The sequence below is a fragment of the Streptomyces sp. NPDC050535 genome, from assembly GCF_044457665.1.
Taxonomy (GTDB): domain Bacteria; phylum Actinomycetota; class Actinomycetes; order Streptomycetales; family Streptomycetaceae; genus Streptomyces.
The window spans coordinates 164,992-187,110 of record NZ_JBITHE010000010.1; the positions used below are offsets into that span (position 1 = coordinate 164,992).

20 protein-coding genes and 2 pseudogenes are annotated in these 22,119 nt (G+C 69.2%); 18 read left to right on the plus strand and 4 right to left on the minus strand.

Features of this window, described 5'->3' with window-relative positions; all coding sequences use genetic code 11:
* Nucleotides 1-4 precede the first annotated feature (4 nt).
* The 5 genes from ACIBLC_RS23195 to ACIBLC_RS23215 all read left to right on the plus strand — a co-directional run bounded on the left by ACIBLC_RS23195 (nt 5) and on the right by ACIBLC_RS23215 (nt 5,091).
* Entirely contained in the window at nt 5-946 is a 942-nt protein-coding gene (locus ACIBLC_RS23195; RefSeq protein WP_399213037.1) for a hypothetical protein, read from the plus strand.
* 1 nt (nt 947) lies between these two features.
* Nucleotides 948-3,518 carry an SGNH/GDSL hydrolase family protein gene (locus ACIBLC_RS23200; protein WP_399213039.1) on the plus strand — a complete coding sequence of 857 codons (2,571 nt, stop codon included), beginning with the start codon at nt 948-950 and terminating at the stop codon, nt 3,516-3,518.
* A 126-nt stretch (nt 3,519-3,644) separates the two neighbouring features.
* A complete protein-coding gene (locus ACIBLC_RS23205; protein ID WP_399213040.1) occupies nt 3,645-4,565 on the plus strand; it encodes an N-acetylmuramoyl-L-alanine amidase in 921 nt (306 codons plus the stop codon).
* Between the two features lie 17 nt (nt 4,566-4,582).
* Complete coding sequence (locus tag ACIBLC_RS23210) at nt 4,583-4,810, plus strand: hypothetical protein (RefSeq protein ID WP_399213041.1); 228 nt, start codon at nt 4,583-4,585, stop codon at nt 4,808-4,810.
* Entirely contained in the window at nt 4,807-5,091 is a 285-nt protein-coding gene (locus ACIBLC_RS23215; protein ID WP_399213042.1) for a hypothetical protein, read from the plus strand. Before ACIBLC_RS23210 ends, ACIBLC_RS23215 begins: the two co-directional genes overlap by 4 nt.
* Nucleotides 5,092-5,142: 51 nt before the next feature.
* Here the strand turns inward: ACIBLC_RS23215 and ACIBLC_RS23220 are convergent, their stop codons facing one another.
* The gene (locus ACIBLC_RS23220) at nt 5,143-5,685 is read right to left on the minus strand and encodes a flavoprotein (protein ID WP_399213043.1); all 543 of its coding nucleotides are present in this window, start codon (nt 5,683-5,685) and stop codon (nt 5,143-5,145) included.
* Between the two features lie 131 nt (nt 5,686-5,816).
* Here ACIBLC_RS23220 and ACIBLC_RS23225 point away from each other — a divergent pair, with 131 nt between their 5' ends.
* From ACIBLC_RS23225 to ACIBLC_RS23240, 4 genes are all read left to right on the plus strand, one after another.
* Nucleotides 5,817-7,001 carry a helix-turn-helix domain-containing protein gene (locus ACIBLC_RS23225; RefSeq protein WP_399213044.1) on the plus strand — a complete coding sequence of 395 codons (1,185 nt, stop codon included), beginning with the start codon at nt 5,817-5,819 and terminating at the stop codon, nt 6,999-7,001.
* Between the two features lie 99 nt (nt 7,002-7,100).
* Nucleotides 7,101-7,397 (plus strand): hypothetical protein, encoded by a 297-nt coding sequence (locus tag ACIBLC_RS23230; RefSeq protein WP_399213046.1) that lies wholly within the window; start codon nt 7,101-7,103, stop codon nt 7,395-7,397.
* 165 nt (nt 7,398-7,562) lie between these two features.
* Complete coding sequence (locus tag ACIBLC_RS23235) at nt 7,563-8,444, plus strand: radical SAM/SPASM domain-containing protein (protein WP_399213047.1); 882 nt, start codon at nt 7,563-7,565, stop codon at nt 8,442-8,444.
* A gap of 68 nt (nt 8,445-8,512) precedes the next feature.
* Entirely contained in the window at nt 8,513-9,571 is a 1,059-nt protein-coding gene (locus ACIBLC_RS23240) for a 50S ribosomal protein L11 methyltransferase (RefSeq protein WP_399213048.1), read from the plus strand.
* A gap of 108 nt (nt 9,572-9,679) precedes the next feature.
* On the opposite strand, the gene ACIBLC_RS23245 is transcribed toward ACIBLC_RS23240, so the two are convergent.
* Nucleotides 9,680-9,853 carry a helix-turn-helix transcriptional regulator gene (locus ACIBLC_RS23245; protein ID WP_399213049.1) on the minus strand — a complete coding sequence of 58 codons (174 nt, stop codon included), beginning with the start codon at nt 9,851-9,853 and terminating at the stop codon, nt 9,680-9,682.
* A 492-nt stretch (nt 9,854-10,345) separates the two neighbouring features.
* Nucleotides 10,346-11,893 carry a recombinase family protein gene (locus ACIBLC_RS23250; RefSeq protein ID WP_399213050.1) on the minus strand — a complete coding sequence of 516 codons (1,548 nt, stop codon included), beginning with the start codon at nt 11,891-11,893 and terminating at the stop codon, nt 10,346-10,348.
* An 87-nt stretch (nt 11,894-11,980) separates the two neighbouring features.
* On the opposite strand from ACIBLC_RS23250, the pseudogene ACIBLC_RS23255 reads away from it, so the two are divergent.
* The 6 genes and pseudogenes from ACIBLC_RS23255 to ACIBLC_RS23280 form a co-directional block, all read left to right on the plus strand.
* Nucleotides 11,981-12,334: pseudogene (locus ACIBLC_RS23255) on the plus strand (ATPase, T2SS/T4P/T4SS family); the annotation flags it as partial.
* Between the two features lie 51 nt (nt 12,335-12,385).
* Nucleotides 12,386-13,258 (plus strand): type II secretion system F family protein, encoded by an 873-nt coding sequence (locus ACIBLC_RS23260; RefSeq protein ID WP_399213052.1) that lies wholly within the window; start codon nt 12,386-12,388, stop codon nt 13,256-13,258.
* The gene (locus ACIBLC_RS23265) at nt 13,255-14,043 is read left to right on the plus strand and encodes a type II secretion system F family protein (RefSeq protein WP_399213053.1); all 789 of its coding nucleotides are present in this window, start codon (nt 13,255-13,257) and stop codon (nt 14,041-14,043) included. The genes ACIBLC_RS23260 and ACIBLC_RS23265 overlap by 4 nt, the downstream gene beginning before the upstream one ends.
* A gap of 54 nt (nt 14,044-14,097) precedes the next feature.
* Entirely contained in the window at nt 14,098-14,307 is a 210-nt protein-coding gene (locus ACIBLC_RS23270) for a DUF4244 domain-containing protein (RefSeq protein ID WP_399213054.1), read from the plus strand.
* Nucleotides 14,308-14,377: 70 nt separating this feature from the next.
* Nucleotides 14,378-14,782 (plus strand): TadE family type IV pilus minor pilin, encoded by a 405-nt coding sequence (locus ACIBLC_RS23275; RefSeq protein WP_399213056.1) that lies wholly within the window; start codon nt 14,378-14,380, stop codon nt 14,780-14,782.
* Between the two features lie 203 nt (nt 14,783-14,985).
* Nucleotides 14,986-15,324, plus strand: a pseudogene (locus ACIBLC_RS23280) (Rv3654c family TadE-like protein); the annotation flags it as partial.
* A gap of 506 nt (nt 15,325-15,830) precedes the next feature.
* Here ACIBLC_RS23280 and ACIBLC_RS23285 read toward each other — a convergent pair.
* Nucleotides 15,831-18,284, minus strand: coding sequence for a DEAD/DEAH box helicase (locus tag ACIBLC_RS23285; protein ID WP_399213058.1), 2,454 nt, complete (start codon nt 18,282-18,284; stop codon nt 15,831-15,833).
* An 80-nt stretch (nt 18,285-18,364) separates the two neighbouring features.
* On the opposite strand from ACIBLC_RS23285, the gene bldG reads away from it, so the two are divergent.
* The 3 genes from bldG to ACIBLC_RS23300 all read left to right on the plus strand — a co-directional run bounded on the left by bldG (nt 18,365) and on the right by ACIBLC_RS23300 (nt 22,003).
* Nucleotides 18,365-18,718, plus strand: coding sequence for an anti-sigma factor antagonist BldG (gene bldG / locus ACIBLC_RS23290; protein WP_266457251.1), 354 nt, complete (start codon nt 18,365-18,367; stop codon nt 18,716-18,718).
* A 125-nt stretch (nt 18,719-18,843) separates the two neighbouring features.
* Entirely contained in the window at nt 18,844-19,281 is a 438-nt protein-coding gene (locus tag ACIBLC_RS23295) for an ATP-binding protein (protein ID WP_399213059.1), read from the plus strand.
* Nucleotides 19,282-19,597: 316 nt separating this feature from the next.
* Entirely contained in the window at nt 19,598-22,003 is a 2,406-nt protein-coding gene (locus ACIBLC_RS23300) for a sodium-translocating pyrophosphatase (RefSeq protein ID WP_399213060.1), read from the plus strand.
* Nucleotides 22,004-22,119 lie beyond the last annotated feature (116 nt).

A 22,119-nucleotide genomic window follows, 5' to 3' on the forward strand; every position in this document is an offset into this window, starting at 1 on the left:
GCACGTGGCTCAGCTCTCGTGGCCCAGCCCGGGCTACAACGACCGGGCGGTGAACGACACCGAATACGAGGCGATGGCCGGCCGGTTCTCCGACGACGGGGTCGACGGCGCACCCACCGACACCGCCGTCGTCTCCGCCGGGACAGGACTCACGGTCAACGTGAGGGCAGACGCCCACGCCTCGGTCCGCGGGCACGCCTGGACCTCCGGCCCGTCCACCGTCGCCCTCGCGGTCGGCGCCAACAGCTCGGGCTCGACCAGGGTCGACCGCGTCGTCCTGCGCCTGGACCGCTCCACCTGGACCGTACGGGCCGTCGTCAAAGCGGGCACGCCAGGAGCCGGGGCACCGCCGCTCACCCAGCAGACCGGAGACACCGGGGTCTACGAGGTCCTCCTCGCCGGGGTCACCGTGCTGAACGGCGCGGCCGCGGTGAGCGTCACTCGTGCCGAGACCTACATCGGCGCACGCATCCGGCCCGCCCTCTCCTCGCACCGCAACCCGAACCCGGTCGTCGGCGAGATGTGCCTCGAGACCGACACCGGCCGCATCCGCGCCTGGAACGGCGACGCCTGGACCATCGTCTACTCCAACAGCGGGACCGTCACGCTGGACGCCCTGGTGGCCGGGTGGGACAGCGTCGCCTCATCTGTCCTGGAGGTCCGCTCCGGAGCGGTGCATCTGCGACTCGGCGGCTTCCGCCGCGTCGGCAGCACGCTGGCAGCCGACACCGAGAGCCGGCTGCCCGTGCTCATCCCGTCCGCGTACCGCCACCCCAGCCGCGACCAGTACGCGCTCGCGTACGTCTCGGGTGTCGAGATCGCCCGGCTGATCATCTACTCCGCCGCCGACGACCGCCCGGGCCAGGTGTGGATCACGAACAAACCTTCCATCTCCAACGGGGAGAGCGTGTTCCCGGCGAGCGGGATCAGTTGGGTGGTGGACTGAGATGGCACGGAACGAATTCGGGGCAGGCGTCGGGGACTTCATCGTCCGCCCGAGTGACGGCCTGTGGGGTGTCGCCGCCAACGCGACCGTCATGTTCTACGACGCGCCGACCGAGGGCACGCAGCACACAGATCTGCTGATCTCAGGTGGCACACCGGCCACGTCGGTGGCCGCCAATGAGTACGGTGCACTGCCGAGGTTCCAGGGACCTGACGGCGTGACCGGCATGTGGGCCGACTCAGGCGGCACGTCGCGCGCCTGGGTGTCCGCCCACAACCTGACCTCAGGCGGCGGGGGTGGATCCTTCTCCTCCCTCGTCCGCGTGGTCGCCTCGGCGACCGCACCCGCCGACGTACGCGCAGCGGCGACCTACGTGTGTGACGGGACCGCCGACCACGTCCAGATCCAGCAGGCGATCAACGACGCGCGGGACAACGGCGGCGGCGAGATCCTGCTGACGGTCGGCGACTTCGATACGACCGGGCTGATCTCGGTGGAGGGTACCGACGACGTCGACGTCGAGATCGGCATCACGATCCGCGGCCAGGGCGCACGAGCCACCATGATCAAGGCTGGCCCCGGCCTGGCCGCAGCCATCCACCTGTCGAAGGTCGTGCGGTTCCACCTGCAGGACATCGGCATCGACGTCCAGGGCGCCACCGACGCCATCACGTCCAGTACCACCAACGGCGAGCTCAGCGGGCATCGTTCGTTCTGGAACTCCACCCTGACCAACGTGCAGATCAACGGCCCATGGGACGGATCGCACACAGGGTGGGCACTCAATCTGGGGTCCGCCTTCAGGTCCGTGTGCACCAACGTGGAGATCGGCGGAGTCGGCAATGGGGTCCGTCTCTACTCAGAACACGGGGACTTCAACCCCGGGGATTCGATCTTCGACCGAGTGTTCGTCGACCTGAAGGGCGACAATGGCGTTGCCTACGAGATCGCCAGCACGACCTCCTCCGGCGTGATGAACCAGCTGGAGTTCCGGATGTGCGAGGCCATCACCGATGGCACCGGGGCTACTGGTATCCGCATCACCGGCGTTGGTGGGTGGGGCACCTCCCACACCAACTGGGAAGGGATCAACCTCGAAGGTTTCGACAAGCTCTTGGACTGCGACTACGGATCTTCGAACCGGTTCCGGTTCAACCACGTCAGCTTGCGCAACGCGGCCGGGCTCACGGCCTTCACCTTCGGCGCGAACAGTTTCAACAACACCGTCGAGCACGGCGGCCTGCTGTACGCGGAGGCCAACTGCCGCCTGTACGCCGACGCCAACACGATCGAGGTGAACTCGCCCAACCGGGTGCTCAACACCCGCGTGTACGGGGACGTCGGCGTAAAGGTCACCGGCACCCCCAACCCCGCCGGCACCACGGTGCGCAGCCGGATCCTCGGAAACACCAACGCACGCACGCCGGACGGCCCTGGCATCTACGTGCCGCCCGGATGGGGGAAGTTCTGGACAGCGAAGCGAACCGCGGCCGCGGCCGGATCGGGACTCGCCCGGATCGTGACAGTGGGCGGCTCGGCGACGCAGGGCATGTACGCCTCCAACCCCCGCACGAAGTCCTGGCCTGGCGTCATGGCCAGCACACTTCAGGGCCTCTACGGGAACGGGGGATCCGGGCTGCAGCAGACTTCCCTGTCCGCGACGGTCCTCGCGTCCGGGGACTCGGCCGCACTCGCCGCCTGGACGACCGCCGGCGCCGTCGTCACCCAGACCGGAACATGGGTGCAGGGCGGATCCAAGTACGGGCCGGGCGCGAACTACATCTACAACGACGTCACCGGCTCGACGCTCACGTTCAAAGCGCGCGGCACTGTGGTCAAGATCCACACGGTCGTGGGATCCGGCACCCGCCCGGCGATGCTCTACTCGATCGACGGCGGCTCTGACGTATCCGTTGCCCAGCCATCCGGCACCGCTGCTATCCAGACCACCACTATCAGCGGCCTGTCGGACGTCGAACACACGGTCGTCGTGAAAGTGGGCACCGCGACCACTGGCCAGTTCCTCTCAGTGTGCGGCGTGTCCGGCGAGAAGACTTCCGGCATTGTCGTCCACAACTGCGCCTTGGCCGGAGCCACCTCGGCGACTTACGGCCTCAACGCGACGACCGCGCTGAACGCGGTATGGAACGGGGGCCCAGACTTCCCGGCCGATCTGGCGATCTACACGGCCGGACCCAACGACGCCGCCGCGAACACGACCGGCGATGTGTGGGCGGCGAACGTCGCGAAGTGGATCAAGGCCGTACGGGATACGGGCAGCGCGATGGGGGACACCGACATCATCCTGGCCACCCCCCACCTCGGCACTCACGACGTGACGAACTTCAAGTACCAGGACTACGCCGAGCGCGCCCGCGCCCTGGCCGACGTCTACGGGTGCGCGGTCGTGAACTGGTGGGCCATGGGCCGCAACTCGTGGGCGTACTGGAACGGCCTCGGCTACTGGGGCACGAGCGCCGGCACCGGCGCGGCCGGCACGGACGCGGTCCACATGAGTGACGCTGGCTTCCAGTTCATGGCCGACAGCCTGCTCCCACTGCTCACCAGCTGAGCACGCCCATCCACGCGCTTCACCTTCAGCCTCGCGCCACCAGGCCGGGGCTTTCCCTATGCCCTGGGAGGCACTCATGCCCACAGAGATCGACCCCGCGACGTGGACCAGACGGCGCGGTGCCTGATGGCCACACCGCTCACCGTCACGCAGCTGCTCGCCGCGTTCAAGGCCGAAGGCCTCGCCTACCGCGAGCACACCGGCTGGAAGACCCACAACCGAGAGGCGGCGACGGGCAAGAAGTTCGGCCCCGTGATCGGCGTGCTGGTCCACCACACGGCGGGACACGACGACAAGGAGCTCTGCTACAAGGGCAGGTCCGACCTCCCCGGCCCTCTCTGCCACGCCTGGCTGGGCAAGACCGACGGCCTATGGCTGATCGGCCACGGCCGGACGAACCACGCCGGCTCCGTGGACCTCGACGTCGTCAACGCCCTGCGGGACGAGAAGTCTCCGCTTCCGCCCGACAACCAGACGAACGCCGACGGCAACGACCTGCTGTACGGCCTGGAGATCGAGAACCTCGGCAACGGCAAGGATCCCTATCCGGACGCGCAGTACCGCAGGGCCGTGCTGTGGGCGGCTGCCCTGTGCCGGGCGCACGGCTGGTCGGAGAAGTCGGTCGCCGGGCACAAGGAAGTCCAGCCCGGGAAGATCGATCCGAGCTTCGACATGGACGACTTCCGGGCCGACGTGAAGAAGCAGCTCGCGAGCACGGCGGTCAAGCCCGCCCCAACTCCCCTGCCCAGCATTCCGCGTGTCGACCTGTCCCGGCTCATCGGCGCGGCGAAGAAGGACCCCGCCGCCAAGCAGGGCCACGTCAGCTACATGGCGGGCACCAACCTCACCGAGGCCGCCCTCGTACGGCTCGGCTACCTCGCCAAGACGTACGCCGGCGACGGCTCGTTCGGGTCCACCACGGTCACCGCCTACGCCAAGTGGCAACGCCACCTCGGCTACACCGGCGACGACGCCAACGGCATCCCCGGCAAAACCTCGCTGACTCAACTCGGCACGTCGACAGGCCTGTTCACCGTCACTGCCTGACCTGGAAGGACACACCCATGCCCAGAGAATCCACCAAGCACACCGCGCGCACCGTCCTTCAGACCACGGTCGGTGTCGCTGTCGCGCTGCCCGGCATCGTCGCCGCCTCCGGGATCCCCGCGGCCCTGCCATGGGTAGCCGGCGCCCTCGCGATCGCGGGCGGCGTCGCCCGGGTCATGGCCTTGCCCAGCGTGCAGCAGCTGCTTCCCGGATGGCTGCGTACGGAGGACGGAGCCCGGGAGTGAGCGTGCCCGAAGCGTCCGTAGCGATCGAGTTGGAGCGACTCCGCGGTACCGTCGCTACTGGATTCGCGGAGGTCAAGGGCAGCCTGGCGGTGCTGGTCGAGCGGTCGGATCGCAACGAGCGAGACTTGCAACAGCTCCGCCAGGACACCGAGAAAGACGTCAGCGACTTGCGGACCGAGATAGAGAACCTGAAGAGGAACCGATGGCCTCTCCCTGCCGTCGCCGCACTCACCGGGCTTGTCGCGCTCGGCCTCACCCTGTACGAGATCGCTGGACGCTGACACAAAGGCCCCCTCTCGCTCTGGCGGGAGGGGGCCTTTCGGCGTGCCAGGCTAGGGCCCAGGTGTGACGATCCGCTCGGCCGCATCGAGGGCGAGGTGCCACGGGTAGCCCTCTGGGCGTCCCTGGCCGGGCTGGTTGGGAATGAACCCGCCCTCGCCGTAGAGCACCGTCACACCCATCTCTCGTAGCTCCTCGACGCTCCGCTCGAACTGGCGGTGTTGAACGTAGGCCGCGTTCACACACGGCATCGCCACCGTCGGGATCTGCTTGCCGATCCCCTCGGCGACGACTCCGACCACGAAGTCGTGAGTCAGCCCGAGCGCCCACGAGTTGATGCTGTTGAAGGTGGCCGGCGCGAACAGGATGACGTCCGCCTTCGGCCACACGTCAGGCTCGCCCGGCATTTTGTAGTCGGACCGCACTGGGTGCCCGGTCAGTCGCTCGAGCTGGCCCAGCTGTGAGTCCAGCCAGCGGGCCGCCGTAGGGGTGAGGCCGAGGCACACGTCGAAGCCGCGGGCCTGCGCGTCCTCGATCACCTTCGCGACGTCGGCTACGGGGGGCGCTGCCGAGCCGAACAGGTACAGAGTGGTCATGGCGCCATCCCACCTTGACGGCCGGCCAACATGCAACCGCCCCCGATCCGGATGGAACGGGGGCGGACGCCTGACTCACGCGACTGGGCGCGAGTACCGTTCCAGATGACGAGTCGGGAACGGAGACCAGTATGCCCAGACTGGACGACGACCATGTTGGATCCCGCATCAGGGAACAGCGGAAGTTGGCCAGGCTCACACTGCGCCAACTCGCCGACCGGCTTCCCTATTCGTACAGCCTGCTTACCCAGGTCGAATGCGGCGCCCGCCCCGCTACGGCGGATTTCGTGGCCGCGTGCGCGCATGCCTTGACGGTCGACGTCACCGCGTTGACAGGACAGCCCTACGTGACCGAATTACAGCGGGACCGGCTTGCCGAACTGGTGCGGCCTATCCGTGAATCCCTTGACCTGTACGACCTAGGCGTAAATCCTGACCTCGTTGTCCGGCCAACGGCTGAACTCGTTATCGAGGCGGACCGGTTGTGCTCCGAGGTCCGTGCCACGCACCTGCGGAACGCCGCCCGTGCCCTTCCGGGGGTGATCGCCGAGCTAACGCACGCGGCATGGTCGACGCCGTCCACCCAGTTGTGGCAGGCACTCGCCTCTACGTACCGCACCGCGCACGACATCACCGTGAAGCTCGGCTACTACGACCTCTCGGCTGTCGCCCTGGACCGCATGGACTGGGCAGCGCAGCGGGCCTCAGATCCTTGCGTTGCCGCGGTCCGTCAGTACATGAGGGCACTGGTGTATTTCCGGGAGGGCGAGTACACGATCGGGCAACGCCTCATCGCCTCCGGACACGGCATGATCGGGCAAGCCGAAAAGACCCGCGAGGCGCTGGCAGTCGCAGGACAACTCCATCTCGGCGCGTCAGTCATCGCTGCTCGGGCCGACGACGTGACCGCAGTCGTCCAGCACATCACCGAAGCCCGCATCATCGCGAAGCGGATCGGAGATGCCTCCGAAGTGCACTGGCTGTCCTTCGGCCCCACCAACGTGGCCATGCACCGTATGTCCGCAGCCGTCGAAATGCGCCACTTCGACGCTGCGCTGAAGCAGGCCCGGAAGCTGAAGCTGCCGCCGTCGCTCGCGACGTCCCGCCGCGCCCACTTCCTGATCGACCGGGCGCGCACGGAGATGGAGACCGGCCACAGCGACGCCGCGCTCGATCACCTCGTCGAGGCCCGGCGGACGGCGCCCGAACAGACCCGCTACCACCCCGCTGCACGCGAGACCATCAGCAGCCTCGTTCATCTGGCCCGCCGCACACCCGACACCCTCAACCACATGGCCTCTTGGGTCGGTCTGTAGGCCGCTCTCACACCTCTCACAAAACTGTGAGAGTTCCGCCCTCCGTCCAGGTCCACGCTGGGTAGCGACCTGATCACCGACGGCGGGGATGCCATGAGCGTGACAGAACTACCCAGCGTGGAAGAGCTGAGCGAGGAGCAGATCCGCGGCAGGGCCTGTGTGTGGTGCACCGTGGCCCTGGAGCTGGCCGCGGGCATAGACCTCGGCGCCCGCCCCGGACAGTTCGCCGGTTCCGGCGTCTCCTGGTTTCCCCGTGGCTGCCCCTCTTGCGTCATCAGGATGATCTACCCGGAGCAGGTGTCGCACGCCAGCCAGTGCACGGCGTGCAACACCCGTGGGGGCATCTGCTCTAAGGGGGACGAACTGCGGAGTCTGCTGAGGCAGGCCCGGCGATGATCTGCTGCCTCTGCCAGCGCGATATCCGGCCGGGCGAGCTGTACGACCGGCATGACCACGACCGCCCGACGAGTGCGCCACTCACCAACTACAGCCACCGCGGCGGATGCCCCGACCCGTCGCCGGCTCCCGTAGCTGGTATGCACTAGAGATAGGAAATCAACGATGACGACCGCCCCGCCCGCCATACGCAGCTTGGAGCTGGAGATCACCGGCACTTGCCAAGCGGCCTGCTCGCACTGCTTTGCCGACTCCGGTCCCACCGTCGCCCACGGCAGCATGACCGGAGAGGACTGGAAGCGGGTCATCAGCGAGGCTTCCGAACTCGGCGTCGCGCTGGTGCAGTTCATTGGTGGCGAACCCACCCTGCGCCCGGACCTCCAGGAGCTTCTCACCCACGCTTTACGGCGCGGCCTCGCCGTCGAGGTGTTCTCCAACCTCATGCACGTGCGCCGCGAAATGTGGGACGTCTTCGCCCTCCCCGGCGTGAGCCTAGGCACGTCGTACTACAGCGACCGCGCCGACGAGCACGACCGGATCACGAAGGTGCGCGGCAGCCACCGGCGCACACGCGACAACATCGTGACCGCGATCGGCCGCGGGATCCCCGTACGCGCCGGCATCGTCCACGTTCTGGACGAGCAGCGCGTCGAAGAGGCCGAGGCAGAGTTGCGCCTCATGGGCGTTCAGCACATCAGCATCGACCGCACCCGTGCCTTCGGTCGCGGTGCGGCAGGCAAGGTGCCGGACCCCTCCGAACTGTGCGGACGCTGCACCCGAGGGCGTGCAGCCGTGATGCCCAACGGCGACTTGACGGGCTGCGTGATGTCCCGGGCGTGGCCGGCGGGGAACGTACGGGAACAGCCTCTCGGCGCCATCTTGACCGGCTCGGGATGGGCCGACATCGTCAGAATGGTGCCCGAGCCTGTCACGGGCGCCTGTGGGCCTGACGACAGCGGCGACTGCGACCCGGCCAACACTCCCGCGTGTGACCCCTCCTACTTGCTCCCGATCACCCGCTCACCTGCCCTGGGAGTCTCCGCGTGAACTGGCAAGACCACGCAGCCGTACTTGCCGACCGCTGCATCGGCGCGCAGTCTCGGTGGCACGGCCCTGTGGCAGCCACCCCGCGGCATCTTTTCGTCCCTCGCTGGTGGACGCGTGGCGCCGAGGGCTGGATGCTCCGGGATGGCCAGGGCGACGAACAGGTCTGGCTCGACGCCGCGTACAGCGACACCTCACTCGTGACCAGCGTGGGCCCGGTTCACGCCGACAACGCCAAACCTGATGACCGCCCGGTCGGCAAGCCGACCTCGTCCTCGACTCTGCCCAGCCTCGTCGTGCGGATGTTCCGGCACGCCCTGATCGAGGACGGACACGACCTCGCCGACGTCGGCACCGGATCGGGCTACGGGGCGGCGCTCGCCGTAGGCCGCCTCGGCGAGCGGCACGTCACCAGTTTCGACGTTGATCCGTACCTCGTGATGGCCGCCCGCAAGCGGCTCGACGAGATCGGCTTGCGGCCCACGGTGGCGGCGTACGACGCCACCGGCCAGCTACCGGGTACCTACGACCGCATCGTCGCCACCGTCGCCGTACGCCCCGTCCCAGCCTCCTGGCTCGCCGCTCTGAAACCTGGTGGACGCCTCGTCACCACGATCGCCGGGACCTCGCTCATCCTCACCGCTGACAAGGATGACGACGGCGGCGCTACAGGCTCCATCGAGTGGGATCGCGCCGGGTTCATGCACGCACGACACGGCGACGATTACCCGCCCGGAGCCAGCGACCTGCTCGACGCGGCCCGTACCCAGGAGGCACCGACCGAGCTCGGCTACTACCCGGTCGTCGACGTCACCAACGCCTGGGACCTAGCCTCGATGCTCGACCTCACCGCGCCCGGCATAGAGCACCACTTCGAGGATGACGCCGAGCGGCGCACCGCGCTCATGGCGCACCCCGACGGCTCGTGGGCCCGCGCGACCGGTCGGGGCTCTGAGCGTCCCGACGTCTGCCAGGGCGGACCCAGGCGCCTCTGGGATCTCCTCGACGAGGCTCGCACCTACTGGCTCACCGAGGGCGAGCTCCCCGTACGCGGAGCCAAGGTGTTCATCCGCCCCGACGGCACAACGATCATCGCTCGTGGGAAATGGCACGTGACACTCGCCCCCTAGTTCCCGGGCGTCCCTGGCCAGGACGACCCTCCCAATTCAGTTGGCCAGGCGGTGGGGCAGGGTCGCCTGCCTCACCGCCGAGCGCCCAGACCCGGCGTCGGCGGAAGGTCAGCGGACGAGGTCGGCGAGCGGGATGTCGAGGACGTGGGACAGGCGTAGGAGAGTCTCGTAGGTCGGGTTGCCCTGGCCCAATTCGAGCGCCTGCAAGGTGCGTCGGTCGACACGAGCGCTGAGATACGTCGTCTCCTGGGTCAGGTTGCATTCCAGCCGCCTGGCCTTCACCCGCTCCCCAATAGCTTGCTGGCGGGCACGGATCCACTCGTCGTCATCTGGCAGGTCACGGAGCACTCGACAAACGCTGTGGCGTGGGTGAGGCTGAGTCAGCGGAGTATATTCCGCTTTTCGTGATCATGAAGTTTTCGGCCCGATGGCCCCTATCGGCGGCCCCGCCGCCGCGTGCCGTCCGCCTGAACCGGCTGGAAGCACAGGCTTTTTCTGGTCATTTCGATGGACGCATGCATACGCCACTGGCACAATCAGTCACTGTTCAACAACGTGGTGTAAGCGCTTACGGGGGAAGGGTACGCATGGACCGCCTGAGGCAGCTCGGCGAGCGTCTCGACGTCATAGAAATCGCTCTCGCTGTAGCCCGGGATGAGCCCGAGCGCGAACATCGCGGCCGCATGCTGAGAGCCCTCGATGCCGCCACGGAGGCCGCGCGCGCGGAGCATGGAGAGGCTGAAAATGCCGAGGAGAAACGTTCCTCCTTACGCCTCATCCGAGGCGGCGAAGGCCCAGCGGCCGCCTCTCGAGCCGAACGCTGGACGAGTCGAATCCCGGACCGCGCCGAGCGGTCGGCAGGATGACCACCCGGAACAAGTCCTGCACGACCGTGGAGCGCACGTCGATCGGCTGCGCCGCCCAGTCCCCGCGGCCCATGCCAACCATCCGTGACAACCGGCGCAGCTTCGCCGACATCGCCATCTGCGCCCGCAGCTCGCCGATCTTCCGGTCGAAACTGGCCAACGACAGCAGAGCCAGAGTGGCATCAACGTCAGGGTTATCAGCGAGGGACTTCAGGTCCTCGCGTGTCGAATCCCGACGAGTCTCCAGAGCCGTGATCTGGGTCTGCACTTCCATGCCGCTCTGATCCGCGATCGCATGGTCAAGCTCAGCGGCGAACCGCTTGTCCGCCAGTAGTCGCAGCGTGCGGCCCTCCACGTAGGCGTCCATCAACTCCAGGTTGCGGGCGACGCTGCGGCACGACGGGCAGTAGTACAGCCTCGACGTCTTACGGTTGCGGCCGCCCGAGGGCTTACACCGCACGGTCACGTGAGGACCGGGGCACGCGGCCGCGGTGCATTCCTGCGGACTGGCTCCGGGCCTGTGGCACTGGTAGCACTCTGCCCCTCCCGTCAGCAGGTGTACGCGCTCCCGGCCCGCGTACGGGTTCTGTGCGGCACTCTCTCGGTACAGCGCCCGGATCCCCTCCCACGTCTCCACCGTGAGGGCGCCCTCCCATGCCGCGTCGTGCAACTGCCCCTTGTACTCGATGAACCCCGCCGTACGTGGGTTGAGCATCACGTTCCGCCAGCTCTTGACCGTCCACGGATTGCCCTCGGTCGTGCGGGCCCCCTCGGAGTTGAGCCAGCGGACCACCGCGCCCTGAGCCATGCCGGCTAGCTGCCGCTCGGCGCCGGCCTTGATGAACTGGATCTCGTCTTCGCGCGGCAGCGTGGTGTCGTACACCGGGACGGTGACGGTCTCGCCGGCGGAGTCGACCCTCTCGCGCGAGGACGTCTGGACACCCCAGCCATAAGGCCGTTTCCCTCCGGCGGTGCCCGGCAGTCCCTTCGCCACACGGGCCGTCACTCCCCGCTTCACCCGTCGGCTGGTGTTGTCCGACTCCTTGCATGCCTGCGCGGCCTCGATCCGCAGGATGAAGCGGTCATCTGGCGAGTCCAGATTGCGCGTCCCGGACGGCGACGCGATCCGCAGTGCCTGGCTCTCCGCGATGCTGATCAGCTTCTCAAGGTCGAACGGCTGCCGGATCAACCTGTCGCCGTGATACACGATCAGGCCGTCAATCTCGCCAGCCTCGATCGCCTTCAGCATGGCGTCCCACTGAGGGCGGTGACGGTTGCGCTGCCACGCCGACCGGGAGTTATCCGGGAAGACGTGCCGGTCCGAGACCCGCCAGCCCATGCGTCCCGCGAGCTCCCGGCAGTCCGACTCCTGCCGCTCGACCTTCTCGACTGACCCGTCCGGCGCGTACGACAGCCGGCAGTAGATGCCCGCGCGCACGGGCGTCGTGGTGACCATGCTCAGAGTGTAGGTGTGCATCGGGGGTTGAGAAGGCTCAATGGTCAACACGCACCAACACACTGTTGTGTTGGTGTATAGCAGGGGGTGAGCTCCTTGCTGGCCGCGTTGAACACCGGTCACGAGGGCGGCTGCGGCACGGTGCACGCGAACGCGGCGGCTCAGGTGCCCGCCCGCCTGGAGGCGCTCGGTACGGCCGCCGGGCTCGACCGGGCCGCGCTGCACAGCCAGTTGGCGGCGGCGTTGTCGGTGGTCCTGCATCTCGTACGAGACCGGGCGGGCCGGCGGCGGATCGCCGAGGTGCATGTGCTGGAGCGCGACCCGTCGGGGCTGGTGGTGACGGTGCCCGCGTTGCGGTGGGGCGCGGAGTCCTTCGCGTACGAGCGGGGGTGGGAGCGGCTGGAGAGGCTGCTTCGGGACGGGAGCGAGGGGCGGCAGTGAGGGCTTGGGGTCGGGATGGGAATGCGGAGCGGCGTGGAAGCGGGGAGTGGCATGGCGATCGGTGAGATGTCAGGGATGTCGGTCGGTGCGGCTATGGCTTGTGCCGGGGCGGCGGCCTGGTTGATGGGCGGGTGGGACTCGGGGGCGCGCAGGGCGCGGTTGCTGTTGGCGGGCGGCGGAGTGGTGGGGGCAGGGCCGCCCTGGGAGAAGGCGCTCGTCGGATGGCGGCGGCTGCGCGGGCGGCTGCGGGGCGAGGCGTGGTCGGTGGTCGCCGGGCTGGTGATCGCGTTGCTCGGTACGTCCGTGGTGCCGCTGGTTCTGGGGGTGGCCGGAGTGCCGATGCTCGGGAGGGTGCGGCGGGCCGCGGAGGCGAGGCGGGCGGTGGAGCGCCGGGGGGACGCGGTGATCGGCCTGTGTGGAGCGCTCGCCGGGGAGGTGCGGGCGGGGAGGCAGCCGGGTGAGGCCTTGCTCCGGGCGGCGCGCGAATCGGCAGGGCTCGGTGAGGCGCAGGCGGTGGTGCTGGCGGCGGCGCGGTTCGGCGGCGATGTGCCGGGCGCGCTCGCCGATGCCGCTCGGCAGCCGGGGGCCGACGGGCTGGTGGGGCTCGCCGCGTGCTGGCGTGTGGCCGTGGACCGCGGGGCCGGACTTGCCGCGGGGCTGGACCGGCTCGAGGGGGCGCTGCGTGCCGAGAGAGACCAAAGGGCAGATCTGCGAGCCCAGTTGGCCGGATCGAGGTCCACGGCGGTGATGCTCGCGGGGCTCCCGGTGCTCGGGCTCCTGCTCGGAACCGCCTTGGGCGCCGATCCCCTGCATGTGCTGTTGCATACCGGCCCTGGTTTGGCCTGTCTGCTGGTCGGCGGGGTGCTGGAGGGCGTGGGCCTGTGGTGGGCCATGCGAATCGTGCGAGGGGCGGAGGCAGCATGAGTGCGGAAGTTGTCCACAGGCTGGGGGTGGTCGTGTGCGCAACGCTGGCGTTCGGATGGCTGGCACGGTCGCTCTGGGCGGCGCGACGCGAGCGGAGGGTGCGTCGGAGGCTGGCTGAGTTGCTGGCCCTGAAAGCCGCGAAGAGCGAACGGCGCTTCGAGTTGGGCGGTGTCGGGCGGCAGTGGCTGCCCGTCGCGGGTGCCGCGTGCGCCGGCTGGGTGCTGGTCGGGGGTCTGCCCGGAGCCCTGGTGGGTCTGGCGGCCGGATTCGGTGTCTGGCGGTGGCGGCAGCGGCGCGGAGCCGGCCCTGCGGAGGAGTACGACCAGGCGCGGGCGGCGCGGCAGCTTCCGCTTGCCGCCGATCTGCTGGCGGCGTGCATCGCGGCCGGTGCGGGCCCTGTGGTGGCCGCTCAGGCCGTCGGGGAGGCACTGGGCGGACCTGTGGGGGAGCGGCTCGCGAGAGGTGCCGCTGAGGTGCGGCTCGGGAGTGAACCGGCCGCGGCGTGGCGGAAGGTGGCGTCGATACCGGGTGCCGGGCCGCTGGCACGGCTCTTGGAGCGCGCGGGGGAGTCGGGTGTACCGGCGGCGGTGCCCGTCGGTCGCCTCGCCGCAGAGGCCCGCGCCGAGTGGGGGCGCACCGCAACCGCACGAGCACGCCGGGCGGCCGTGATGGTCACCGCGCCTGTGGGGCTGTGCTTTCTGCCCGCGTTCCTCGCGATCGGCGTGCTGCCTGTGGTGATCGGGCTGGCCGGCGGGCTGTTGGGAGGGGGTGATGGCGTGCGGTGACCGTGTGCGGTGAACGACCAGGAATCAATGGGCTTGGACCTTACGGGGGTTGAGATGAGCAAGGCAGTACGAGTTCAGGTACGGATGCGAATGTGGCTTCTCGGGCTGATGCGGAGGGACACGGGAATGGTCACCTCCGAGTACGCGGTCGGAATCATCGCGGCGGTCGCTTTCGCGGCCGCGCTCTACAAGGTGCTGACGAGCGGGGAGGTCAGCGCGCAGCTTCAGGGGATCGTGGCGCGGGCACTCGATGTCCAGATGTGAACGGCGTGCGGAGGACGTGTCGGGTTGCCCCGATGGCGAGCGGATCGGTCGGGTCGAAAGGGTTGTCCCGATGGTGAGCGGGTCGGCTCGGGCCGAACGGATCGCCGGCAGGCGGGAACTCCGTTGCCGAGACGGGGGCTTCGTGACAGCCGAAGCGGCCGTGGTGCTGCCCGCGCTGGTGCTCGTGGCGATGGCCCTGGTCTGGGCCCTGCTCGCCGCCTCCGCGCAGATCCAGTGCCAGGACGCCGCGCGGGCGGGAGCCCGCGCGGCGGCCCGTCAGGACTCGCCCGACGCGATCCTGACGACGGCACGGAGTGCGGCACCGCGGGGCGCGCGGATCCAGGTGAGCCGGGAGGGCGACATGGTCCGGGTGACGGTCACGGCGACCGCACCGGGTCCCGACGCGCTGAGTCTGGAGCTGAGCGATGAGGCAGTGGCTCTGGCCGAGGAGACGGTGGGGGTGAGCGGGGGATGACTGTAGGTCGTTGGACCGGAGTCTCGCCGGTCCCGGAGGTCTCCGCGGTCTCGGAGGTCTCGGTGGTCTCCGCGGTCTTGGGGCGGCGGCGGTGTGCTGCGCCCAGGCCGGGCCGGTGGATCGGACGTGCCAGCGCTCGCGTGCGTCGCCGGGTCCACCCGGCGGACGGGGCAGGCAGGTTGGCGGGCTCCCGCAGGTCCGGCATGCCGGGTGGGCCGGACAGAGGGTCGGCGACCGTCTGGTCGGTCGGAGTGATCGCGGTGCTGTGCGTGGTTTTCGGGGTGGTGCTGGCTATGGGGCAGGTCGTCCTGGTCCGGCACCGGGCGGCGGGAGCAGCCGACTTGGCGGCGCTCGCGGCGGCGGACCACTGGATGGACGGTCCGACAGCCGCCTGCCGCGAGGCCGATCGAGTGGCACGGGCCCAGGACGCCCGGCTCGTCCGGTGCGCGATCGGCGGCGAGATCTCGGACGTCACGGCGGCGTCGGGGCGGGGGCCGTTCGCAGCGGAGGTCAGGTCGAGAGCGGGGCCTGCGGGGCCTGTTCAGGCGGCGGAGGTGGTGAGACCTCGGCGGTCGGCGGGACTTGCGGAGGCCACGGGGCTCGCAGAACCCGTCCGGGCGGCAGGATCTACGGGGCTGGCAGGGCTGACGCGGCTGAAGAGGCCTGTGGGGCTCCCAGGGCCTGTGGAAATGGCCGGACCCGTGCGGGCGGCAAGGCTTGCGGAGCTGAAGAGGCCGACTCTGGCCCTGACGGGAGGACTCGCCCGGTCGGCGGGGCGTCGGGCGGCGTCGGGGCCGACAGGACCGGTGCGGTCGGCAGGACCCGTGCGGCCCGCCGGACTTGCCGAACTGCCGGGGCCATCCGAACTGCCGAGGCCACCCGAGCTGCCCGGGTCGGCGCAGTCGACGGAACCCCCACAGCCGGCGATACCCGTGCCGCTTGCGGGGCCGGCGGACGCGGTGGGATCCGTTCAGCCGGTGGACCCCATGCCACCGGCTCACCGCGCCCCACCGCACGGCAGACCCGACGGCGTCGGTGACGCCGCCCACTAGCCCTCCGGCGCCCCGCGCAGCAGCTCCGTGAGCAATCGCACAGCGCCGCGCTTGTGCAAGGGGTCGTTGCCGTTGCCGCACTTGGGGGACTGGATGCAGGACGGGCAGCCGGCCTCGCACTCGCAGGAGGCGATGGCCTGCCGGGTGGCGGTGAGCCAGGCGCGGGCGGTGTGGAAGGCGCGCTCCGCGAAGCCCGCGCCGCCGGGGTGGCCGTCGTACACGAAGACGGTGGGAAGCAGGGTGTCCGGGTGCAGCGGGACGGAGACGCCGCCGATGTCCCAGCGGTCGCAGGTGGCGAAGAGCGGCAGCATGCCGATGGACGCGTGCTCGGCGGCGTGCAGGGCGCCGCCGAGGATCTCCGGGTTGATCCGGGCCGTGTCCAACTGGTCCTCGGTGACCGTCCACCACACGGCGCGCGTACGGAGCGTACGAGGCGGGAGGTCGAGTTTCGTCTCGCCAAGGACTTCACCGGTGATGACACGTCGGCGCAGGAAGGAGACGACCTGGTTGGTGACTTCGACGGAGCCGTAGCACAACCGGCCCTGGCCCCAGGGGATTTCGATGTCCGTCTCCAGGACGGAGATGGCGGTGGTGTCGCGGGCGACCGTCGAATAGGGCGGGTTGGCCTCTTCGACCAGGGCGACGGAGTCCTCGAGGTCCAGCTTGCGTACAAGGTAGGTGCGGCCCTGGTGCAGGTGGACCGCGCCCTCGTGGACCGTCGTGTGCGAGGCGGCGGCGTCGACCGTGCCGAGCAGTCGGCCGGTGCCGGCCTCGACGATCTGCACGGGGTTACCGCCCTCGCCGCGGATGTCGGTCAGGTCCGCGGCCCGCTCCCGGCGTGTCCAGTGCCAGGCCTTCGTCCGGCGGCGCAGCAGCTTCGCGGCCTCCAGTTGGGGCAGCAGGCCGGGGGACGTCGGGCCGAAGAGTTCCAGGTCGTCGTCGGTGAGCGGGATCTCGGCGGCGGCAGCGCACAGGTGCGGGGCGAGGACGTAGGGGTTGTCCGGGTCGAGGACCGTGGACTCCACCGGCTGGTCGAAGAGGGCCTCGGGATGGTGGACGAGGAAGGTGTCCAGGGGGTCGTCGCGGGCGACGAGGATCGCCAGCGCGCCCTGTCCGGAGCGCCCGGCGCGGCCCGCCTGCTGCCACAGGGAGGCCCGGGTGCCCGGGTAGCCCGCGATGACGACGGCGTCGAGGCCGGAGATGTCGATGCCGAGCTCGAGGGCGGTGGTGGCGGCGAGGCCGAGGAGTTCGCCGGAGTGGAGGGCGCGTTCGAGGGCGCGGCGTTCCTCGGGGAGGTAGCCGCCGCGGTAGGCGGCTACGCGCCGGGCCAGTGAGCGGTCGGTCTCGGCGAGGCGTTCCTGGGCGATCACCGCTATCAGCTCGGCGCCGCGGCGGGATCGTACGAAGGCGATCGAGCGCATGCCCTGGAGGGTGAGGTCGGTGAGGAGGTCGGCCGCCTCGGCGGTGGCGGTACGGCGGACGGGGGCGCCCTTCTCGCCGTGCAGCTCGGTGAGAGGGGGCTCCCAGAGGGCGAAGACCAGCTCGCCGCGCGGGGAGGCGTCGTCGGCGACCTCGACGACCGGGAGGCCGGTCAGGCGGCGTGCGGCGACCGAGGGCTCGGCGGCGGTCGCGGAGGCCAGCAGGAAGACGGGAGAGGCGCCGTAGTGGGCGCAGAGGCGGCGCAGTCGGCGCAGGACCTGGGCGACGTGGGAGCCGAAGACACCGCGGTAGGTGTGGCACTCGTCGATGACGACGTAGCGCAGGGCACGGAAGAAGGAGGCCCAGCGGGGGTGGGAGGGCAATATGCCGCGGTGCAGCATGTCGGGGTTGGTCAGGACGTAGTTGGCGTACTGACGTACCCATTCGCGTTCCTCGAAGGGGGTGTCCCCGTCGTACACGGCTGGGCGTACCGCTTTGCCCAAAGGTTGTGAAAGTTCCTTCACAGATCGGCGCTGGTCTGCGGCGAGGGCTTTGGTCGGGGCGAGGTAGAGGGCGGTCGCGCCGCGGCCGTTCGGGGCCTCGGAGCCGTCCACGAGGGCGGACAGGACCGGGACGAGATACGCCAGGGACTTGCCCGAGGCCGTACCTGTGGCGACGATCACCGACTCGCCGTCCAGGGCGTGCTCGGCGGCCAGTGCCTGGTGGGCCCAGGGGTGTTCGACGCCCGCGGCCTGCACCGCGGCGATGACCTCCGAGCGGATCCGGTCGGGCCAGACCGCATGGCGGCCCTCGCGAGGGGGCAAGTGCTCCGTATGAGTGATGCGCGAAGCCCGGCTCGGCCCCGAGGCGAGCCGGTTCAGGACCGTGCTCGGCGAGGGGCGGGAAGCGGTGTCCGTCGAGGGTCGATCGGATCGGTGATTCTTGGCCATCGGCACCGAGTGTGTCACTGGCATGACGGACAATGGGGCCAAGGCGTCGTGCACGCCTGCCGGTAAGTGATTGAATGCCATCGCGGCTGGCGAACCGTCCCGGGGGCTCTGCCGAGGTGTCCCGTGGGGCGACCGCTCGATAGCAAGGTGCTGGAGGATTCGTGGACCTGTCTCTGTCGACTCGCAGTGTGTCCGGCCCTAACGGCGACCGTACGGTCGTCGAGGTCGGTGGCGAAATCGATGTATATACCGCGCCCAAGCTGCGCGAGCAGCTGGTCGAGCTGGTGAACGACGGCAGTTTCCACCTCGTCGTCGACATGGAGGGCGTGGACTTCCTCGACTCCACCGGGCTCGGCGTTCTGGTGGGCGGCCTGAAGCGTGTGCGTGCCCATGAGGGCTCGCTGCGTCTGGTCTGCAACCAGGAGCGCATTCTGAAGATCTTCCGTATCACCGGCCTCACCAAGGTGTTCCCGATCCACACCTCGGTCGAGGAAGCGGTGAACGCCACCGACTGACCCGTCAGCGGGCCGCGAGCCGAAGGACGGCACAAGTCGCGCCCACGACGGCAGAAGCAAGGAAGGGGGGACCGGGTCTCGGCGGCCCGGCCCTCCGAAAGCACGCCCGTAGCTGAGGGGGATGCATGGCCACCGTTGAGCTCCGCTTCAGCGCGCTGCCCGAGCACGTCAGGACCGCCCGACTGGTGGCGGCAGCGGTGGCGCGCAGGGCCGGAGTGGACGAGGCCGTACTGGACGAGGTCAGACTCGCTGTCGGCGAGGCCTGTACCCGTGCCGTGGGACTGCACCAGAGCAGCGGCATCTCGGCGCCGGTGCGGGTGCTGCTGATCGAGGAGGAGAAGTCGTTCTCCATCGAGGTCGGCGACGAAGCTCCGCGCACGGCTCCCGGTGAGTCGGTGCCCGGTGTCTCCTCCGGCGACTCCGACGCGGAGACCGAGGAGGACGAGATGGGGCTCGCGGTCATCAGCGGCCTCGTCGACGACGTCGAGGTCACCGCCGGGGAGAACGGCGGACTGATCAGGATGAGCTGGCCGACCACGCCGCCGGCCGCGCTCACTTTCTGAGTACGTCCCCGTAGTCCCTCGCGACAGCGTAAGCAACCGAAAGGGCCCTGCTCAGCAGGGCCCTTTCGCATGCCCTGGCGCCCCTGCTGTCTCATTGACCGCCTTTCGTGAATGAATTCACGATCAGTGCCGCAATTATTTGATCAAGCGTCAACGGTTTTGGGGCATTACCTCTTTCGGGTCCCGTGGGCACCCGGCGATCATTTGCTGAAGAGCATGTGAGGCTAATTCCGTTTACCGCGCACTGTTTTGATCAGGTGCGGGTACCTACAATCCGTCCACATCTTGAGCTCGGTCCAAGCGTCAAGGAGGACGAATGGCGGGGCTTTCTACCCCTCATCAGTTTGACCAGTCCACAACCTTCGCAGCCGCAGTACTGACCGACGACAACCGTCTGATCGTGATGGTCATCGGGGTCGTCGCGCTCGCGGCGCTCGCGGTCGCCGGGGTCCTGGTACGCCAGGTGCTCGCGGCCGGCGAGGGCACCGACAGCATGAAGGAGATCGCAAGGGCGATCCAGGAGGGCGCCAATGCCTACCTGGGACGGCAGATGCGCACCCTCGCGGTATTCGCCGCGGTGGTGTTCTTCCTGCTCATGCTGCTTCCGGCAGACGACTGGAATCAGCGTGCCGGACGGTCGATCTTCTTCTTGATCGGCGCGGCGTTCTCGGCGACCACCGGTTATATCGGTATGTGGCTCGCCGTACGGAGCAATGTCCGCGTGGCCGCCGCGGCAAGGGAAGCGACTCCGGCGGAGGGTGAGCCCGAAAAGGATCTCACCGCCGTCTCGCACAAAGCCATGAAGATCGCTTTCCGCACAGGCGGCGTCGTCGGCATGTTCACGGTGGGGCTCGGTCTGCTGGGCGCCTCCTGTGTGGTGCTGGTGTACGCCGCCGACGCGCCGAAGGTTCTGGAGGGCTTCGGGCTCGGGGCCGCGCTGATCGCGATGTTCATGCGTGTCGGAGGCGGAATCTTCACCAAGGCCGCCGACGTCGGCGCCGACCTGGTCGGCAAGGTCGAGAAGGGCATTCCGGAGGACGATCCGCGCAATGCCGCGACCATCGCCGACAACGTGGGCGACAACGTCGGCGACTGTGCCGGTATGGCCGCGGACCTGTTCGAGTCGTACGCCGTGACACTGGTCGCCGCACTGATCCTCGGCAAGGCGGCGTTCGGCGACGCCGGGCTCGCGTTCCCGCTGATCGTGCCCGCGATCGGCGTACTCACCGCGATGGTCGGCATCTTCGCGGTGGCGCCCCGACGCTCCGACCGCAGCGGCATGTCCGCGATCAACCGTGGGTTCTTCATCTCCGCGGTGATCTCGCTGGTGCTGGTGGCCGTGGCCGTCTACACCTATCTGCCGGCGAAGTACGCGGACCTGGACGGCGTCACGGACGCGGCGATCGCGGCCAAGGACGGCGACCCGCGGATCCTCGCGGTCATCGCCGTCGCGATCGGCATCGTCATGGCCGCGCTGATCCAGCAACTGACCGGCTACTTCACCGAGACCACCCGGCGCCCGGTACGGGACATCGGCAAGAGCTCGCTCACCGGCGCGGCCACCGTCGTCCTCGCCGGCATCTCCATCGGTCTCGAATCGGCCGTCTACACCGCCCTGTTGATCGGCCTCGGCGTGTACGGGGCCTTCCTGCTCGGCGGTACGTCGATCATGCTGGCGCTCTTCGCCGTGGCGCTGGCCGGTACCGGCCTGCTGACCACGGTCGGCGTGATCGTGGCCATGGACACCTTCGGGCCCGTCTCCGACAACGCGCAGGGCATCGCCGAGATGTCCGGTGACGTCGAGGGCGCGGGCGCGCAGGTGCTCACCGACCTGGACGCCGTGGGCAACACCACCAAGGCCATCACCAAGGGCATCGCCATCGCCACCGCCGTACTCGCGGCCTCGGCGCTCTTCGGCTCGTATCGCGACGCGATCCTCACGGCCGCGAACGAGGTGGGCGAGAAGGTCTCGGGGCCGGGCGCACCGATGAACCTGATGATGGACATCTCCCAGCCCAACAACCTGGTGGGTCTCATCGCGGGCGCCGCGGTCGTCTTCCTCTTCTCGGGGCTGGCGATCAACGCGGTCTCGCGGTCCGCCGGGGCCGTGGTCTACGAGGTGCGGCGGCAGTTCCGCGAACACCCCGGGATCATGGACTACACCGAGAAACCCGAGTACGGGCGCGTCGTCGACATCTGCACCAAGGACGCGCTGCGCGAACTGACCACGCCCGGTCTGCTCGCCGTACTCACGCCGATCGCGATCGGGTTCACGCTCGGAGTGGGAGCCCTCGGCTCGTTCCTCGCGGGGGCGATCGGCACCGGCACGCTGATGGCGGTCTTCCTGGCGAACTCCGGCGGTGCCTGGGACAACGCGAAGAAGCTCGTCGAGGACGGTCATCACGGCGGCAAGGGCAGCGAGGCCCATGCCGCGACGGTGATCGGCGACACGGTGGGCGACCCGTTCAAGGACACCGCGGGACCCGCGATCAACCCGCTGCTGAAGGTGATGAACCTGGTGGCGTTGCTCATCGCGCCGGCGGTCGTCAAGTTCTCGTACGGCGACGACAAGAGCGTGGCCGTGCGCGTGCTGATCGCGGTGCTCTCGTTCCTTGTCATCATCGTCGCGGTGTACATCTCCAAGCGGCGCGGGATCGCCATGGGTGACGAAGACGACGCGGAGCGGGTGGCCAAGCCGGCCGATCCCGCGGTGGTGTCCTAGGGAGCCCCCGGTGCCCGGCCTTCTGGCTGGTCAGGATTCGGAGGAGTGCCACCCACTGGGCGGGCGGACGGCGCGTGCAGACGTGCGGTCCGCCCGCCTTGGTGTGCGTTCACACC

Coding starts and splice junctions, on each gene's coding strand:
- ACIBLC_RS23200 (WP_399213039.1), top strand. CDS start 948: ATGGCACGGAACGAATTCGGGGCAGGCGTCGGGGACTTCATCGTCCGC.
- ACIBLC_RS23205 (WP_399213040.1), top strand. CDS start 3,645: ATGGCCACACCGCTCACCGTCACGCAGCTGCTCGCCGCGTTCAAGGCC.
- ACIBLC_RS23210 (WP_399213041.1), top strand. CDS start 4,583: ATGCCCAGAGAATCCACCAAGCACACCGCGCGCACCGTCCTTCAGACC.
- ACIBLC_RS23220 (WP_399213043.1), bottom strand. CDS start 5,685: ATGACCACTCTGTACCTGTTCGGCTCGGCAGCGCCCCCCGTAGCCGAC.
- ACIBLC_RS23225 (WP_399213044.1), top strand. CDS start 5,817: ATGCCCAGACTGGACGACGACCATGTTGGATCCCGCATCAGGGAACAG.
- ACIBLC_RS23235 (WP_399213047.1), top strand. CDS start 7,563: ATGACGACCGCCCCGCCCGCCATACGCAGCTTGGAGCTGGAGATCACC.
- ACIBLC_RS23250 (WP_399213050.1), bottom strand. CDS start 11,893: ATGGTCACCACGACGCCCGTGCGCGCGGGCATCTACTGCCGGCTGTCG.
- ACIBLC_RS23260 (WP_399213052.1), top strand. CDS start 12,386: ATGGCGATCGGTGAGATGTCAGGGATGTCGGTCGGTGCGGCTATGGCT.
- ACIBLC_RS23265 (WP_399213053.1), top strand. CDS start 13,255: ATGAGTGCGGAAGTTGTCCACAGGCTGGGGGTGGTCGTGTGCGCAACG.
- ACIBLC_RS23270 (WP_399213054.1), top strand. CDS start 14,098: ATGAGCAAGGCAGTACGAGTTCAGGTACGGATGCGAATGTGGCTTCTC.
- ACIBLC_RS23275 (WP_399213056.1), top strand. CDS start 14,378: ATGGTGAGCGGGTCGGCTCGGGCCGAACGGATCGCCGGCAGGCGGGAA.
- ACIBLC_RS23285 (WP_399213058.1), bottom strand. CDS start 18,284: ATGGCATTCAATCACTTACCGGCAGGCGTGCACGACGCCTTGGCCCCA.
- ACIBLC_RS23295 (WP_399213059.1), top strand. CDS start 18,844: ATGGCCACCGTTGAGCTCCGCTTCAGCGCGCTGCCCGAGCACGTCAGG.
- ACIBLC_RS23300 (WP_399213060.1), top strand. CDS start 19,598: ATGGCGGGGCTTTCTACCCCTCATCAGTTTGACCAGTCCACAACCTTC.